This window comes from Promicromonospora umidemergens, from assembly GCF_024171995.1.
Taxonomy (GTDB): Bacteria; Actinomycetota; Actinomycetes; order Actinomycetales; family Cellulomonadaceae; genus Promicromonospora; species Promicromonospora umidemergens.
In genome coordinates this window covers 88,850-106,060 of the sequence record NZ_JAMTCT010000013.1, presented here as the reverse complement: position 1 = coordinate 106,060, position 17,211 = coordinate 88,850, and the positions used below count along the sequence as shown (strand labels likewise).

14 protein-coding genes are annotated in these 17,211 nt (G+C 70.3%); 12 read left to right on the top strand and 2 right to left on the bottom strand.

Going from position 1 to position 17,211, the window contains the following annotated elements; translation table 11 throughout:
- Positions 1-87 precede the first annotated feature (87 nt).
- The 11 genes from acs (at position 88) to APR04_RS19140 (ending at position 14,160) form a co-directional block, all read left to right on the top strand.
- Complete coding sequence (gene acs / locus APR04_RS19190; protein ID WP_253873171.1) at positions 88-2,118, top strand: acetate--CoA ligase; 2,031 nt, start codon at positions 88-90, stop codon at positions 2,116-2,118.
- 92 nt (positions 2,119-2,210) lie between these two features.
- On the top strand, positions 2,211-3,176 hold the full coding sequence (mshD, locus tag APR04_RS19185) for a mycothiol synthase (protein WP_253873169.1): 966 nt from the start codon (positions 2,211-2,213) through the stop codon (positions 3,174-3,176).
- Positions 3,177-3,290: 114 nt separating this feature from the next.
- Positions 3,291-5,717: an RNA degradosome polyphosphate kinase gene (locus APR04_RS19180; protein WP_253873166.1), complete on the top strand. Its 2,427-nt coding sequence runs from the start codon at positions 3,291-3,293 to the stop codon at positions 5,715-5,717.
- A gap of 77 nt (positions 5,718-5,794) precedes the next feature.
- Complete coding sequence (locus APR04_RS19175) at positions 5,795-6,748, top strand: NUDIX hydrolase (RefSeq protein WP_301312730.1); 954 nt, start codon at positions 5,795-5,797, stop codon at positions 6,746-6,748.
- Positions 6,749-6,831: 83 nt separating this feature from the next.
- Positions 6,832-7,431, top strand: coding sequence for a hypothetical protein (locus APR04_RS19170; protein ID WP_253873325.1), 600 nt, complete (start codon positions 6,832-6,834; stop codon positions 7,429-7,431).
- Between the two features lie 338 nt (positions 7,432-7,769).
- Positions 7,770-8,387 carry a DUF47 domain-containing protein gene (locus tag APR04_RS19165; RefSeq protein ID WP_253873161.1) on the top strand — a complete coding sequence of 206 codons (618 nt, stop codon included), beginning with the start codon at positions 7,770-7,772 and terminating at the stop codon, positions 8,385-8,387.
- A gap of 1 nt (position 8,388) precedes the next feature.
- Positions 8,389-9,393, top strand: coding sequence for an inorganic phosphate transporter (locus tag APR04_RS19160; RefSeq protein ID WP_253873159.1), 1,005 nt, complete (start codon positions 8,389-8,391; stop codon positions 9,391-9,393).
- Between the two features lie 96 nt (positions 9,394-9,489).
- Positions 9,490-10,932 carry a sugar porter family MFS transporter gene (locus tag APR04_RS19155; protein ID WP_253873156.1) on the top strand — a complete coding sequence of 481 codons (1,443 nt, stop codon included), beginning with the start codon at positions 9,490-9,492 and terminating at the stop codon, positions 10,930-10,932.
- 482 nt (positions 10,933-11,414) lie between these two features.
- On the top strand, positions 11,415-11,918 hold the full coding sequence (locus tag APR04_RS19150; RefSeq protein WP_253873153.1) for a MarR family winged helix-turn-helix transcriptional regulator: 504 nt from the start codon (positions 11,415-11,417) through the stop codon (positions 11,916-11,918).
- Positions 11,915-13,531 (top strand): MDR family MFS transporter, encoded by a 1,617-nt coding sequence (locus APR04_RS19145; protein ID WP_253873150.1) that lies wholly within the window; start codon positions 11,915-11,917, stop codon positions 13,529-13,531. Before APR04_RS19150 ends, APR04_RS19145 begins: the two co-directional genes overlap by 4 nt.
- Before the next feature lie 83 nt (positions 13,532-13,614).
- Entirely contained in the window at positions 13,615-14,160 is a 546-nt protein-coding gene (locus APR04_RS19140) for a MarR family winged helix-turn-helix transcriptional regulator (RefSeq protein ID WP_253873147.1), read from the top strand.
- Between the two features lie 16 nt (positions 14,161-14,176).
- On the opposite strand, the gene msrB is transcribed toward APR04_RS19140, so the two are convergent.
- Positions 14,177-14,575: a peptide-methionine (R)-S-oxide reductase MsrB gene (msrB, locus tag APR04_RS19135; RefSeq protein ID WP_253873144.1), complete on the bottom strand. Its 399-nt coding sequence runs from the start codon at positions 14,573-14,575 to the stop codon at positions 14,177-14,179.
- A gap of 122 nt (positions 14,576-14,697) precedes the next feature.
- The gene (locus APR04_RS19130; RefSeq protein ID WP_301312715.1) at positions 14,698-16,233 is read right to left on the bottom strand and encodes a DEAD/DEAH box helicase; all 1,536 of its coding nucleotides are present in this window, start codon (positions 16,231-16,233) and stop codon (positions 14,698-14,700) included.
- Positions 16,234-16,386: 153 nt separating this feature from the next.
- Between APR04_RS19130 and APR04_RS19125 the strand changes: the two genes are divergently transcribed.
- Positions 16,387-17,154, top strand: coding sequence for a M50 family metallopeptidase (locus tag APR04_RS19125; protein WP_253873139.1), 768 nt, complete (start codon positions 16,387-16,389; stop codon positions 17,152-17,154).
- Positions 17,155-17,211 lie beyond the last annotated feature (57 nt).

The window sequence follows — 17,211 nt, the reverse complement described above, 5'->3', positions numbered from 1 at the left end:
GGACTACACTCACCGGGCAGAGAGAACGTCAAGGCAGCGCCAAGCGCCTGCCCGAACGACACGCGAAGACGCGCACCGGAGGTCACCGTGACAGACACCAACCCGACGTCGGATCCGGCATCCGGCCCCAGCCTCGAAAATCTGCTGCACGAGACCCGCAGCTTCCCCCCGAGCGAGGAGTTCGCGGCACAGGCCAACGCGAAGGCCGGTCTGTACGAGAGGGCGTCGGCAGCCGGCGAGGAGTTCTGGGCCGAGCAGGCCAGGGAGCTCGTGACCTGGCAGACCCCGTTCACCGAGACGCTCGACTGGAGCGGTGCCCCGGTCGCGCGGTGGTTCGGCGACGGAACGCTGAACGCCGCGTACAACGCGGTGGACCGGCACGTCGAGGCCGGTCACGGCGACCGGGTAGCCATCCACTTCGAGGGCGAGCCGGGCGACACCCGCACGGTCACGTACGCCGACCTGCAGCAGGAGGTGTCCCGCGCGGCGAACGCCCTCACCACGCTGGGCGTCCGGACCGGTGACCGCGTGGTCATCTACCTGCCGATGCTCGTGGAGTCGGTAGTCGCCATGCTGGCGTGCGCCCGCATCGGCGCCCCGCACTCCGTCGTCTTCGGCGGCTTCTCCGCCGACGCCCTGCGCAGCCGGATCGCCGACGCCGAGGCCACCCTGGTCGTCACGGCCGACGGCGGATACCGCCGTGGAGCACCGTCGGCCCTCAAGCCCGCCGTCGACGAGGCACTCGCCCCCAAGGAGGGCGCGCCCGAGACCTCGGTGCAGAAGGTGCTCGTCGTCCGGCGCACCGAGCAGGAGGTCGACTGGGTAGAGGGCCGTGACGTGTGGTGGCACGAGGCGCTGGCCGCCGCGGACCCGGTGCACGAGCCCGTGGCCGTCGAGGCGGAGCACCCGCTGTTCATCCTGTACACGAGCGGCACCACCGGGAAGCCGAAGGGCATCCTGCACACCACCGGCGGCTACCTCACGCAGACCGCCTACACCCACAAGTACGTGTTCGACCTGAAGCCGGAGACCGACGTCTACTGGTGCACGGCGGACGTCGGCTGGGTCACCGGGCACTCCTACGTGGTCTACGGGCCGCTCGTGAACGGCGCCACGCAGGTCCTGTACGAGGGCACGCCCGACACGCCGCACCGCGGCCGCTGGTGGGAGCTCATCCAGAAGTACAAGGTCTCCATCCTGTACACGGCGCCGACGGCGATCCGCACCTGCATGAAGTGGGGCGACGACATCCCGGGCGAGTTCGACCTGTCCTCACTGCGTGTCCTCGGCTCGGTGGGCGAGCCCATCAACCCCGAGGCGTGGATGTGGTACCGCCGCGTCATCGGCGGCGACCGGGCCCCGGTCGTCGACACGTGGTGGCAGACGGAGACCGGCGCCATCATGATCAGCCCGCTCCCTGGCGTCACCGCTGCGAAGCCCGGCTCGGCGCAGGTTCCGCTGCCCGGCATCGCGGCGACCGTCGTCGACGACGAGGCCAAGCCCGTGCCCGACGGCGGTGGCGGCTACCTCGTCCTGTCCGAGCCGTGGCCGTCCATGCTCCGCGGGATCTGGGGCGACCTGGAGCGCTACAAGGACACGTACTGGTCGAGGTTCGAGGGGCTGTACTTCGCCGGCGACGGCGCCAAGAAGGACGACGACGGCGACATCTGGCTGCTCGGACGCGTGGACGACGTCATGAACGTGTCCGGCCACCGCCTGTCGACCACGGAGATCGAGTCGGCCCTCGTGTCGAACCCGATAGTGGCCGAGGCCGCCGTCGTCGGCGCGAACGACGAGACGACCGGCCAGGCCGTCGTCGCGTTCGTGATCCTGCGCGGTGAGCACGCGAACCGGGCCTCGACGCCGGAGGGCGCCGCCGAGGTGCAGAAGGAGCTGCGCGACCACGTGGGCAAGGAGATCGGCCCGATCGCGAAGCCCAAGAAGATCCTGGTGGTGCCGGAGCTGCCCAAGACCCGGTCCGGCAAGATCATGCGCCGCCTGCTGCGCGACGTCGCCGAGGACCGGACCGTCGGCGATGCGACGACTCTCGCCGACTCCTCGGTGATGGACCTGATCACCGCGGGCCTGGCGGTGCCGTCGGCCGCGTCGGAAGACTGACCTCTGCGTTGAGTGCCGGCTGGCTGTGGCTGATCCGCCCGCGAGCCCACGGATAGCCGGCACTCAACGCGGCGTGCAGGAGGATGGGGGGTATGCGTATCGCTGCTCCTATCGAGATCGGCCCGCTCGACGCCGACGCCCAGCAGGCCGTCCGAGCCCTGGCCGCGGCCACCGAGTCGCGCGACGGCGTCGCGCCGCTCTCCGAACAACCACTGCTCAACCTGGGCACCGACGCGGAGTGGATCACCCACGTCGTCGCGCACACCAAGGCGGGCAGCACCATCGGCTACGTGCAGGTCGACCGCTCCGGCGAGACCGCGAGCGCCGAGCTGGTGATCCACCCGGAGCACCGCCGCAACGGGCACGGCCGCATGCTCCTGAAGACCGCTGAGCGTGACGCGACGCTCCCGTCCCGTTCGGGTGAGCCCGGCCAGCACGGCAAGCCCCTGCGCGTCTGGGCGCACGGTGATCTCGAGCCGGCCCGTGGGTTCGCCCGGGCGGCGGGTCTGCGAGCGGTGCGCGAGCTCCGCTTCCTTGCGCGTCCGCTCGACGCGGCGGGGGCGCCCCGGATTCCCGCGGCACCGGCCGGCTACCGCCTTCGCGCGTTCCGCCCCGTGGCCGACGACGCCGGCTGGCTCCGCGTCAACGCTCGCGCGTTCGCGACTCATCCGGAGCAGGGCCGCATGACTCGCGACGACCTGCGGGCACGGCTGAGCGAGCCGTGGTTCGACCCGGAGGGGTTCTTCCTGCTCGTTCCCGAGGACGCCGAGGGTGGCCCGGACGACGCCGACCCGGCGGCGTTCCTCTGGACCAAGACGGAGCCGGGCCAGCCGGACGGTGCCCGCGACGGTGAGATCTATGTGCTCGGCGTGGAGCCGGGCCATCAGGGCGAGGGCCTGGGCCGGCTGATGACCGAGGTCGGGCTGGCGCACCTCGCACGCACCGGAGCGACGCGCGCCGTGCTGTACGTGGAGGGCGACAACGCACCGGCTCTGGCCACCTACGAGCGGGCCGGTTTCACGCGTGCGGCCGTACATGTTCAGTATGCCCGCCCGTGACGCACGCTCTCCGAGAGCGTCACCCACTGTGTACCGAACGGTGACACGATGAACCATATGAAGGACAGCGCTGGGCACACCTCCGCAAGGACCCGGGACCAGAACGGCCGATTCATGAAGCAGACTCCCCGCACGGCAAGCGCAGAGACCGTGAACGGCGCGCCCGACGGCCACCGCGACCCGGCAGAGAGGTCCGGCAACGGCGACGGAACCGCGACCGGCGTCACCACGAAAGCCCCGAAGACCACGGCGATCAAGCCTGGCGAGGCCTCGGCCGAGGAGATCCTGGACCCGCACTCCCTGGACCAGAGCCTGGCCGCGCACATCGCCGAGCACATCGCGGAGAGCCCTGGCGGGACCACGCTGCTGGAGCCCCATCTCGGAGAGCCGCTGCCCGTCGACCGGTTCGCGGACCGGGAGCTGAGCTGGCTCGCGTTCAACCGGCGCGTGCTGGAGCTCGCGGAGGACCCGCGCATCCCGCTGCTGGAGCGCGTGCGCTTCCTGGCCATCTTCGCGTCGAACCTGGACGAGTTCTTCATGGTCCGCGTGGCCGGCCTGAAGCGACGCATCGCGACCGGCATCGCGGTCACGAGCGCCTCTGGCCTCAGCCCGCGCCAGGCGCTGTCGCGCATCTCGGAGGAGGCGCACTCGCTCATGGAGCGGCATGCGCGCGTGTTCGAGGACGACGTGCAGCCCGCGCTGGCCGGTGAGGGCATCACCCTGGTGCACTGGAACGAGCTGGACACCAAGGAGCAGGAGCGCCTGCACAAGTTCTTCCGCAAGCAGATCTTCCCGGTGCTCACGCCGCTCGCCGTGGACCCGGCCCACCCGTTCCCGTACATCTCGGGCCTCTCGCTCAATCTCGCGGTGGTGGTCGCCAACCCGACCACGGGCAAGGAGCACTTCGCCCGGGTCAAGGTGCCCCCGCTGCTGCCGCGCTTCATCGCGGTGGACGCGTCGGGCAAGCCGCGGCGCCCCGGTACCAAGAAGGCCGACCCGCAGCGCGGGCCGCTCTCGTTCGTGCCGCTCGAGGAGGTCATCGCACAGCACCTCGACTACCTGTTCCCCGGGATGGAGGTGCGGGAGAACCACACGTTCCGGGTCACCCGCAACGAGGACGTGGACGTCGAGGAGGACGACGCGGAGAACCTGCTCCAGGCCATGGAGAAGGAGCTGCTCCGGCGCCGGTTCGGGCCGCCGGTGCGCCTGGAGATCGAGAAGGACATCAGCCCGCGCATCCGGGACCTGATCGTCCGCGAGCTGGGCGTGAAGGAGGAGGAGGTCTACGAGCTGCCCGCGCTGCTGGACCTCACGGGCCTCACCCTCATCGCCGACCTCGACCTGACGTCGCTGCACTACCCGCCGTTCGTGCCGTCCACGCACCGTCACCTCGCCGAGGTGGAGAGCTCCAAGCCGACCGACGTGTTCGCGGCGATCCGGCGCCGGGACATCCTCCTGCACCACCCCTACGACAGCTTCTCGACGAGCGTTCAGACGTTCCTCGAGCAGGCCGCCGCGGACCCGCACGTGCTGGCGATCAAGCAGACGCTCTACCGGACGTCGGGCGACTCCCCCATCGTGGACGCGCTCATCGATGCCGCGGAGGCGGGCAAGCAGGTCCTCGCCCTGGTCGAGATCAAGGCCCGGTTCGACGAGGAGGCCAACATCTCCTGGGCGCGCAAGCTCGAGGAGGCGGGCGTGCACGTGGTGTACGGGATCGTCGGTCTCAAGACGCACTGCAAGCTGTCGCTCGTGGTGCGCCAGGAGCCCGACGGCTCGCTCCTGCGCTACTGCCACGTCGGCACGGGCAACTACCATCCGAAGACCGCACGCATCTACACCGACCACGGTCTGCTGACCTGCGACTCGGACGTCGGCCAGGACCTGACCCGCCTGTTCAACCAGCTCTCGGGGTACGCCCCGAAGTCGACGTTCCATCGCCTGCTCGTGGCACCCCGGGCTGTGCGCTCGGGCCTGGTGGAACGTATCGAGCGCGAGGCGACGGCCGCCCGCGCCGGCCACGAGGCGTGGGTCAAGATGAAGATCAACTCGGTGGTCGACGAGACGGTGATCGACGCCCTCTACCGTGCCTCCCAGGCCGGTGTGCAGGTCGACCTGGTGGTGCGCGGCATCTGCGCGATCCGGGTGGGCGTCCCGGGACTGAGCGAGAACATCCGGGTGCGATCCATCCTGGGACGCTTCCTGGAGCACTCCCGCCTCTTCGCGTTCGCCAACTCGGTGGGCCCTGCTCTCGCCGAAGGGCCCGCGTCCGGTCCGGAGGTCTTCATCGGCTCGGCCGACCTGATGCACCGCAACCTCGACCGCCGTGTCGAGACGCTGATCCGGATCTCCGACCCGAACCACGTGAGCGAGCTGCTCGGCCTGCTGGACGACTCCATGGCCGACACTACGGCGGCATGGCACCTCCTGCCCGACGGCCGGTGGGAGCGCCCGTCCTCTGGCCCTGAGGGCATCGGCCTTCGCGACCTGCAGGCGGTCCTGATCCAGCGGCAGCGACGTCGGCTCGAGCCTGCCCGGTGACCGGGCGCCGGTCGGTGGTGGGCACAGGCCCGGCGGCGGCTCCCTCCCCCACCGCGGAGCTGCACACCCCGGTCGTCATGACGGCGGGTGGGGTCGCGTGGCGCCGTCGTCATGGCGGACTCCAGGTGCAGCTGGTCCACCGCCCCCGTTACGACGACTGGTCCTGGCCCAAGGGCAAGCTCGAGACCGGGGAGTCGTTCCAGGGCGCCGCGATCCGCGAGGTCGGCGAGGAGACGGGAAAGCAGATAGTGCTCGGCCGGCCGTTGCCCGGGCTGCAGTACCTCACGCCTGACGGCCGCGTGAAGCGCGTGCACTACTGGGCGTCGCGGCGTGCCCGCAAAGGGCGCGACTCCGCGGCCCTCACGGCGCGGGCGCCGGTCGCGCCGGTCGATCGCGCGGAGGTCGACCGGACGGAGTGGATCGACGTGGCCGAGGCAGAGCGGCGACTCACCCGGCCGTCGGACCGTGGCCCCCTGAACGCCCTGGTGGCCGCCGAGTCGGAGGGTCTGCTCGACACCCGGACCCTCGTCATCGCGCGGCACGGCCGGGCTGTACCGCGCACCGCGTGGCACGGCTCGGAGCGGGACCGCCCCCTCACCCCGCTCGGGCACGGGCAGGCGGCCGCTCTGGTCCCGGTGCTGGCGGCCTACGGCGTCGAGCACGTGATCAGCTCCCGGTGGGAGCGGTGCGCCACCACCATCGATCCGTACGTGCGGGCCGCCGGACTGCGGCCGAGCTACAGCGAGTACCTCACCGAGGCGCAGCACGAGCGGTCGCCGTCGCGCGTCGCCGCCACCGTGCGTGACCTCCTGGAGGAGACCACCGAGTCATCGGTGATCTGCACCCACCGCCCGGTCCTGCCGACGGTGCTGGACGTGCTGGGCCAGCATGCACCACGGGCGGTGGCGGACAGCCTGCCGACGAGCGACCCGTTCCTCGAACCGGGCGAGGTGCTGGTGGCGCATGTCGCGGACACGGCGACCGGGCCGCGCGTCGTGGCCATCGAGAAGGTGAACCCGCCGGTCTGGTGAGCGTCGTGGTAGACACACGCCCGACTTCGGGCGCACTATCGGTCACCATGAGCAGCGACAAACGACCGCCGAGACGGCCGGCCATGCTGGACCCCCGGGACGCCGAGGCGCTCCCGGGTGAGGTCGACCCTGCCCTGCGTGACGAGGTCGCGCACGCGACGGCGCGTGCCCTCGTGGACCGAGCGCGCACCACCGAGGACCCGACGGTCGTGGAACGGCTCATCCACCTGGTCGAGAACGAGGGCCTCGACACGGTGGCCGGGCTGTGGGCGGACGCCGCCCCCGTCTCGCTGCCCGGCGCGCTCTGGCGCTTGTACGTGCTGCGCGAGTGGGTGCGCCGCGACATGGCTACCGTCATGCTCAGGTATCGGCTGGGTGTGGAAGCCGCGCCCGTCCAGGAGGCCGTCGCGGGTGTCCCGAGCCCCCCGGAACCCGGTGACCTGCAGATCCTGGCCGACGCCGTGCTGTCCGGCGTCTTCACGGGCGACCTCGCCGTCGCTCTCGAACGGGCAGGCGCGTTCTGCCGCATCCTGTCGACCGGCGCAGCGTTCGACGCCGACTCCCGTGAGGTCGCCGATCCCACCGGCGCCACCCGGATGACCCGTAGCGCGAGCTCCCTGCTGCGCACCGCGGAAGAGCTGGAACACGCCGGTGGCCTGTGGCGAACCGGTTCCCTCGAGTAGCCCTGTGCCGTGTCAAGCAGACGGCTCGCAGGAGCGTTGTGACGTCCGACCCCCTTGGCAGATCCGCACACGCCACTAGGATGGTGCAGGCGACGCCGGGCTGCGGTAGCCCCGGGCTCCACCTCAAGCCGCTACGAGCGGCCCCGCGCCGAGAGGCGCTCCCGGTTCGGCGTCGCTCTAACTTCCCCTCTCCTGACCGGCATGGGCCGGCGGCCGAGTTCTGCTCCGGCACCTGTGCCGTTTGTCACGGGTTACCAAAGCGCAACCTTGCAAATTGGCGATAGTCGGCAACAGCTCTACGCTGAGCCTGTTCCAGAGCCCTCAGAAGGGGAGCACTCGTGCGCCTTACTCCGCGCGACACCAAGTACTTCGATCTTCTCGCCGCCCTGGCCCAGCACCTCGTCCGGGGCTCGTCCCTGTTGGCGGAGCTGCTCGGCGCGGACAAGGCGGGACGAGAGAAGCTCGCTGAAGAGATGCACGAGGTCGAGCACCTGGCGGACGACGCAACGCACTCGATCATGCGCCGCCTCAACCAGACCTTCGTCACGCCGTTCGACCGCGAGGACATCTCCGGCCTGGCCTCGGCGCTGGACGACTGCATGGACGACATGGACGAGGCCGCCGACCTCATCGTCCTGTACAAGGTCGAAGGTCTGCCGGACCGCGTGTCCGAGCAGGTCCAGGTGCTGCAGCGGTGCGCTGAGCTGACCGCCGAGGCCATGCCCCGCCTACGCTCGATGGACAAGCTCACCGACTACTGGGTCGAGGTGAACCGTCTGGAGAACCAGGCGGACAAGCTGCACCGCAAGCTCATCGCCCAGCTCTTCGACGACCTGGCGAGCGACCCGGTCCAGCTCATGAAGCTGAAGGAGATCGTGGAGGTCCTCGAGAACGCGGCGGACAGCTTCGAGAAGGTCGCCAACATGGTCGAGACCATCGCCCTCAAGGAGTCCTGAGTTGGAGGTCGCCCTTGTCGTCCTCGTGGTGGCGCTCGCCCTGACCTTCGACTTCACCAACGGGTTTCACGACGCCGCCAACGCGATCGCGACCTCGGTCTCGACCCGGGCGCTGACGCCGCGCGTCGCGCTTTTCATGGCCGCCACCATGAACTTCGCCGGAGCCCTGCTGGGGACCGAGGTCGCGGAGACGATCGCGACGTCGATCGTCAACCTCGGGGGCGCGGGCACCCACGCCGAGCTCACCGTCGTGCTGTGCGCCCTGCTCGGTGCGATCGCGTGGAACCTGATCACCTGGTGGTTCGGTCTCCCGTCGTCGTCCACGCACGCCCTCATCGGCGGGCTGGTCGGGGCGGGGATCGCCGGCGGCATGACCGTGTACTGGTCGGCGATCGTGGACAAGGTGGTGCTGCCCATGATCGTCTCGCCGCTGGTGGGCTTCGGGCTCGCCTTCGCGGTGATGGTCGGCGTCATGTGGATCTTCCGCAACGCGGCCCCCGCCAAGACGAATCGGCGCTTCCGGATCGCGCAGACCGCCTCGGCCGCCGCCATGGCGCTGGGCCACGGCCTCCAGGACGCGCAGAAGACGATGGGCGTCATCTACCTGGCGCTGCTGACCGTCGGTTGGGCCGATCCCGACCAGGGCATCCCGCTCTGGGTCAAGCTCTCCGCCGCTGCGGCCATCTCCGCGGGCACCTACTCGGGCGGCTGGCGCATCATGCGCACGCTCGGCCGCAAGATCATCGAGCTCGACCCCGCACGCGGCTTCGTGGCCGAGTCCGTCTCGGCCCTCGTGCTGTACGTCAACGCGTTCGCGCTGCACGCACCGGTGTCCACGACGCACACGATCACCTCGGCGATCATGGGCGTCGGCGCCACCCGCAGGCTGTCCGCCGTGCGCTGGGGCGTAGCCAAGAACATCGCCGTCGCGTGGGTTCTCACCATCCCGGCGGCAGCCCTCGTGGCAGCGCTCGCGACGTGGGCACTCTGGCCGGTCCTGGCCTGACCCCGACCGCTCTGACCAGGGCGAGCCGGAGCGGAGACGCTCTCACAGCAGATTGCTCGGCGCGCGACTGACGCCGGACGCTGCTTAGCATCGGCTATGAGCAACGCCCCATCGGCGCCGCACGCCGGCGCCAGAACAGCCCATCGCAAAGCAACGGCCCTCGCCATCGCCGCAGCGGTGGGCGGCTTTCTGTTCGGCTTCGACAGCTCCGTGATCAACGGAGCCGTCAACGCCATCGAGGGCCAGTTCGCTCTGGACCCCTCGGTCACCGGCATCGTGGTCGCCATCGCGCTGCTCGGCTGTGCGCTCGGCGCGTGGTCCGGCGGGCGGCTGGCCGACCGCTGGGGCCGCACGCGCGTCATGGTGCTCGGCGCCGTCCTGTTCTTCGTGTCGTCCATCCTGTCGGCCATCGCGTTCTCCGCCTGGGACCTCGGCCTCTGGCGCTTCATGGCCGGCATCGGCATCGGCATCGCGTCCGTCATCGCACCGGCGTACATCGCGGAGATCGCGCCCGCAGCGATGCGGGGCCGGCTCGGCTCGCTGCAGCAGCTCGCGATCACGGTCGGTATCTTCGCGGCGCTGCTCTCGGACCAGATCCTCGCCGAGTCGGCCGGCGGCGCCGCCAACGTGCTGTGGCTCGGGTGGGAGGCGTGGCGCTGGATGTTCCTGGTGGCGGTCGTCCCAGCCGCCGTCTACGGCATTCTCGCGCTGCGTATCCCGGAATCGCCCCGCTACCTCGCCGCCAACGGGCGCGATGATGAGGCCCGCGCTGTCCTGACCAGCGTGCTCGGTCCCGACGAGGACGTCGACGACCGGCTCGTCCAGATCCACCGCAGCATCGCGGTCGACGAGGCCAACGCGTCCCAGGCCTCCCTCCGCGGCAGCACCCTTGGCCTCAAGCCGATCGTCTGGGTGGGCATCCTCCTGTCGGTCTTCCAGCAGTTCGTCGGCATCAACGTGATCTTCTACTACTCGACGACCCTGTGGCAGGCCGTCGGGTTCGACGAGAGCAGGGCGTTCCTGGTCTCCACGTTCACGGCGGTCACGAACGTCGCGGTCACCTTCATCGCCATCGCCCTCATCGACAAGGTGGGTCGCCGCCCGCTGCTGCTCATCGGCTCCGCCGGCATGACCGTGTCGCTGGGCCTCATGGCCGTCGCCTTCACGCAGGCCACCGGCACCGGCAACGACATCTCGCTCAGCGGGCCCTGGGGCGTGATCGCGCTGATCTGTGCCAACGCGTTCGTGGTCTTCTTCGGCGCCTCGTGGGGGCCGCTCGTGTGGGTGCTGCTCGGTGAGATGTTCCCCAACCGCATCCGGGCAGCCGCCCTCGGTGTCGCCGCGGCGATGCAGTGGATCGCCAACTTCGCCATCACCATGACGTTCCCGCCCATGCTGGCCGCCTTCGGTGCCAGCGTGCCGTACCTCATGTACGCGGCCTTCGCGGCACTGAGCTTCTTCTTCGTGCTCACCAAGGTGCCGGAGACCAAGGGCATGGAGCTCGAGGACATGGGCGAGAAGGGCCACACCAAGGCTTGACGCCGGCGCCGAACCGCAAGATACGAGTTGATCGGGCTGATCACCGGCGCCGAACCGCAAGCTGCTCGTGGGCTTGAGTGCCGAACCGCAACAAGCACGTCGCTGGACGTCCGTATCGACGCGCAGCCTTCGGCTCGACGCCACGTGCGACGACCAACTTGCGGCTCGACACCCGAGGAGCACCAGCCTCCCGGACCGACTCGGCCGCTGACGGCAAGCACAAGCTCAGACGCACACGCCCGTCGCCGACTCACGCCGACTCACGCCAGCCCCGCCAGCCCCGCCAGCCCCACGAGCCCCGGCCCCCACCAGCCCCCGCCGACCCCCACCAGAGGACGCGACACCGTTCTCGTGCGCCCGGCGCGGCTCCCGGAACCGTGTCGTGCAGGTCACACCGCACTATCCGGATCACCACCCCGGAAACGCTTGCATCCTGCAACCATCGAGATATAGTTGCTTTAAGCAACCAATCGCGAGGCATGATGACATCCCACCTGAGCCGGACCCCGTCCGGCACCGAGGCTCCCGCCGTCGCCCTGGTCTCCGCGCTCCAGAGCCTTTCGCGCGCCCAGCGGGAGGCGGCAGCACATATCGCCCAGGAGCTCGACTGGCCCCGGTCCGGCGTGCCCGTGCTGCACCTGCTCGCCAGGTGCGGCCCGGTCTCCCTCACGGACGTCGCCGCGCGTCTGCGCGTCGACCTCTCCGTCGCGAGCCGTCAGGTGAGCACCTTGGCCGACGCCGGATATGTCGTCCGCACCGTCGACGCCGAGGACCGCCGGGTCCGCACGGTGGAGCTGACAGCGGCGGGGCACACGCTCGCGGCCGAAGCCTCCGAGGCGTACACGAACCTGATCGACCAGGCGTTCAGCGCCTGGTCGCCCGAAGACCTCGCCGCAGCGACGCGCACGCTCAACCGCCTCGTCGACACCATCGGTGCGGACACCACGCACCGCAGATCGCCCCAGAACCAGCAGGAGTTTGCATGACCAGCCCCAATCCCCAAGCGCTCGTGGCGGATCCCGAACACCTCCAGGGCGAACCCCCCGCCATGACCCACCCCGAGGTCCTCCGGGCCCTGTCCGGGATCCTCCTCGGCATGTTCGTCTCGGTCCTGGCGATGTCGGTCGTCTCGTCGTCGCTGCCGAAGATCATCACCGACCTCGGCGGTGGCCAGTCCGCCTTCACCTGGGTCGTGACCGCCACCCTGCTGACCTCGACGATCTCCACCCCGATCTGGGGCAAGCTCGCCGACCTCACCAACCGCAAGACGCTGATCCAGATCGCGCTGATCATCTCGGTGCTGTCCGCCGCTGCCGCCGGGTTCGCGCAGGACGCCGGCCAGCTCATCACGTTCCGCGCCTTCCAGGGCATCGGTGCGGGCGGCCTGCAGTCCCTGTCCGCGATCCTGATCGCCGACATCATCAGCCCGCGGCAGCGTGGCCGGTACATGGGCCTCATGGGCTCGATCATGGGTATCGGCATGGTCGGTGGCCCGGTCCTCGGTGGGTTCCTCACCGACGCCATCAACTGGCGCTGGAACTTCTTCGTGGGCCTGCCGTTCGCCGTGGCCTCGATCATCGTGCTGCAGATGACGCTCCGGCTGCCCAAGCGGCCGCGCGGTACCGAGAAGCTCGACATCGCCGGTGCCACGCTGATCTCCGTGGGCATCGCCGCCCTGCTGCTCTGGATCACGTTCGCCGGCACCGAGTTCGACTGGATCTCCTGGCAGACGGCGGCGCTGGCCGGCGGTGCCCTGGTGGTCCTCGCGACCGCCGTTCTCGTCGAGCTGCGGGTCAAGACCCCGCTCATCCCGATGTCCCTGTTCAAGAACCGGACCCTGGTGCTCGCCGTCATCGGCTCGGTCGCGGTGGGTGTCGCGATGTTCGGCTCGTCGGTGTTCCTCAGCCAGTACATGCAGCTCTCGCGCGGCAAGACGCCCACAGAGTCCGGCCTGTACACCATCCCGATGGTCGTCGGCCTGTTCCTGTCGTCCACGGTCGGTGGGCAGCTGATCTCCAAGACCGGCAGGTACAAGCCCTACATGGTCGGCGGTGCGGTGTCCCTGACGGCCGGCCTGCTGCTCCTGTCGACGCTCGACTACCGCACCTCGTTCGTGCTGGTGTCGATCTACCTGTTCATCCTGGGTGCCGGTGTGGGCCTGCTGATGCAGAACATGGTGCTGGCCACGCAGAACACCTTGCACATCAAGGACTCGGGCAGCGGTACGTCCACGGTGACGTTCTTCCGGTCGCTCGGCGGTGCCCTCGGCGTCTCGGCGCTCGGCGCCATCCTCGGGCACAGCGTGCAGGGCAGCCTGAAGGAGGGCATCACCGAGATCGCACCGCAGCTGGCGAAGCAGGGCGTCGACCCGTCCGCGCTGCAGTCGGGGAGCGGTGCGCTGCCGGACCTGTCGGTGCTCCCGCCCATCCTGGTCGAGGTGATCGAGAAGGCCTACGCGAACGGGATCGCGGAGATCTTCCTCGCCGCCGTCCCGCTCGCCGTCATCGCGCTGATCTGCGTGTCCCTCATCAAGGAGGTCCCGCTGGACCACCGCTCGGGAATCGACCAGCTCAAGGACCTGGAACCCACCGGGGCGTAACCGGGCGGGGCCTGCGCGCGGCACCCGGAGGATTTCGCGGCCCCGGGCTGTGTTCGGGGCGCTCGACCCGTCATCATGGGCCCATGCTCCCGAGTACAGGCAGATCCAGCACGGACGCGTCCGAAGGCCAGGTCCCCGGCACTGGTGCCGGAGACCTGGTGGCCAGTGACGACGAGGCCGGCCCAGGCCCGTTCGAGGGCCTGGAACGTGAGATCCGGCTGCTCATCCGCCGGGCGCAGTCGTCCGGAGCGTCGATCGCCCGGCGTGTCCATCCCGAGCTCGACGCCAGCGCCTACCCGCTCCTGGCGCACATCGCCGAACGGCCCGGTGCACGCGGCTCGGACCTCGCGACGTTCTTCGGCGTCGGGCGCGCCACCGTGTCGCGACAGCTCAGCCGCCTGGCCGAGCTCGGCCTGGTCGAGCGCACCGTCGACCCGGAGGACAGCCGCGGCCAGCGCATCACTCTGACGCCCGACGGCGCCGCCCGGTTCGACCAGGCACGCACCAGCCGGGTCGCCATGCTGGAGAGAGCCCTCGCCACCTGGGAGACGGAGGACGTCGCCCAGCTGGCCAGACTCCTCAACCGCTACTCGACGGACATCGTGGCGTGGAAGCAGAGCGGTCGCTGAACCGGTCTGCCGGTCGTCAGCTCTCCTCGAACGTGAGGCTCACCGAGTTCATGCAGAACCGGTCACCGGTCGGCGTCTGGGGCGCGTCGTCGAAGACGTGCCCCAGGTGGGAGCCGCAGGCGGCGCAGCGCACCTCGGTGCGCGCCATACCGAGCGAACGGTCCTCGATCAGCTCGACGGTGTCACCCGCGAGCGGGCTGTAGAACGACGGCCAGCCGCAGTGCGAGTCGAACTTGGTGTCCGACCGGAACAGCTCGGCGGAACACGCACGACACCGGTAGACGCCGGCGCGCTTCTCGTCGAGCAGCTCGCCGGTCCACGCCCGCTCCGTGCCAGCCTGCCGCAGCACGGCATATTCCTGGGACGAGAGCTGCTCACGCCACTCCTGGTCGGACTTCGAGATCTTGTAGGTCATGTCGACACCTCCGTGCGGTGCAACTCCCGGTCGGGGCACGCTGTTCCCACCTGACGAACACGTCAGGCCTACAGATCACCGAGGTGACCGGTAGGCCTGACGCGTTCAGGAGGTACTGGCGGCTAGCGCGCTGCGGACGCGTTCGCGTTGCCCGCGCCGCGACCACGGCCGCCACGCCGACGACGGGGAGCACCCGCGCCATCCGTCCTCGGGAAGTGGTCGGCAGCGGTGCGCCCGCCGCCCGAGGCCGGCCGGCCGGCGCTGCGCTGACCGGTCGACTGACCGGCACCCTGGCTGCGCGGCTGGCCCTGACGGCCGCCACCCTGGCTCGCCTGGCCTGTGCCCTGGCCGCCGGAGCGCGAGCGCCCACCCTGCTTCCCTGACTGGCCCTGACGGCCCTGCGGCTGCGGGGCCGGCGGCACGTACTCCACGTACGGTGCGACCTCCCCGACCAGGCTGGTCACGGTCGCGTCGCCGGGACGGACGTCCTGGGGTCGGGCGCTGATCTTCGCCTTGCGGGTCAGGTCACGCACGTCCCCGCGCTCCTCGGGCAGCATGATGGTCACGACGTCGCCGCCGGAACCAGCTCGCGCCGTCCGCCCGGAGCGGTGGAGGTACGCCTTGTGCTCGGCGGGCGGGTCCACGTGCACGACGAGCTCGATGTCGTCCACGTGGATGCCGCGCGCGGCGATGTCCGTCGCCACCAGCACCCGGACGTCACCCGACGAGAACGCTGCGAGGTTACGCTCGCGCGCCCCCTGGCCGAGGTTGCCGTGCAGGTCGACGGCGGGCACGCCCGCGGCGGTTAGCTGCTTGGCGAGCTTCTTGGCCTGGTGCTTCGTCCGCATGAACAGCACTCGCCGGCCGGTGCCCTGCGCGAGCTGGTGCACCACGTTCTTCTTCACGTCCTTGTCGGCCACGGCGAGGATGTGGTGGGTCATCAGGGGGGGCGGCGCGGCGGCGTCGTCCACCGAGTGGGTGACCGGCTGGTGCAGGTAGCGCTTGACGATCACGTCCACGCCGTTGTCCAGCGTCGCCGAGAACAGCAGGCGCTGGGTCCGCGAGGGCGTGCGGTCGAGGATGCGCTTCACGCCGGGCAGGAACCCGAGGTCGGCCATGTGGTCGGCCTCGTCGAGCACGGTGATCTCGATGTCGTCGAGCGCGAGGTGGCGCTGGCCGAGGAGGTCCTCGAGCCGGCCGGGGCAGGCGATGACGATGTCGACGCCCGCGTTGAGCGCGGTGACCTGGCGCGACTGCGCCACGCCGCCGAAGATCGTGGTGGTCTTCAGGCCGAGGGCCTGGGCCAGCGGTGCGATCGACTCGTCGATCTGGTTCGCGAGCTCACGCGTGGGGGCCAGGATCAGTGCGCGGGGGCGGCCCGCCCCACGGCGTGTCTGTCCCGCAGCGGCCGAGCGAGCGCCGGACGTCGCGAGGCGCGTCACGACCGGCAGGGCGAACGCGAGCGTCTTGCCGGAGCCGGTGCGTCCGCGGCCGAGCACGTCACGCCCGGCGAGGGAGTCCGGCAGGGACGCCGTCTGGATAGGGAACGGCGAGGTGATGCCGCGGTCTGTCAAAACGCGCAGAACGGGCGCGGGCAGACCGAGGTCGGCAAAGGTAGTCAAGGGGATGGGCCTCTCGGGCTCGGTGGCGGCGCGCATCGCGCCGGTGGTCCGCCGTGCTCACACCGGCGGCTGGGATGCTAACCCGGGCCGGGGCCACGACGTCGGGCAGCTGAAACCGCCCACGACCGCCCAGTCTCTCACGTCCGCCGGGCAGTGGGCTGCGGCGCACGTCACGTTCGGTGTGGTTCTATGTGGCGCATGATTCCCGCAGCGACCAGCTCCGCCGGACCGTTTGCCGCCATCGGCGACGTGGTCGGCACCATCTGGACCAACGCGGTCACCCCTGTCGAGGCTCCGCCGCAGCTCATGGTGCTCGGCATGTGCGCGGTCGCCCTGGTCGTCGTGCTGTTCCGGCCCCTGTGGCACGTGACGCGGCACGTCATCACCATCGCCCACGAGGCGTCGCACGGCCTCGGCGCGCTGTTCACGGGCCGCAAGCTCGAGGGCATTCGGCTGCACTCCGACACCTCCGGCCTCACGGTGTCGCGTGGCAAGCCGCGCGGCCCCGGCATGGTCATCACGGCGTTCGTCGGCTACGTGGGGCCGGGCCTCATCGGTCTCGGCGCCGCGTGGCTCCTCAAGCTCGGCTACGCCGTCGGGCTGCTGTGGCTGCTCGTCGTCCTCCTCGCCCTGCTGCTCCTGCAGATCCGCAACTGGTTCGGGCTCTGGTCGATCCTCGTCAGCGGCACCGCGCTCGTGTTCGTCACGTGGTTCCTCGAACCCGCCGTGCAGAGCGCCGTCGCCTACGCCGTCACGTGGTTCCTCCTGCTCGGCGCCGTGCGGCCCGTGTTCGAGCTGCAGGTGCAGCGTTCCCGTGGCCGCGCCCGGACGTCCGACGCCGACATGCTCGCCCGGCTGACAGGTGTCCCCGGCCTGTTCTGGGTGGCGATGTTCCTGCTGGTCACGCTGGGTGCGCTGGCGCTCGGCGGCGCATGGATCCTCGGCGTCGCGCTCTAACGCGTCTACTCAGCGATCGGGCCCGGATCCACGTGATTTCCGGGCCCGATCGCTGGG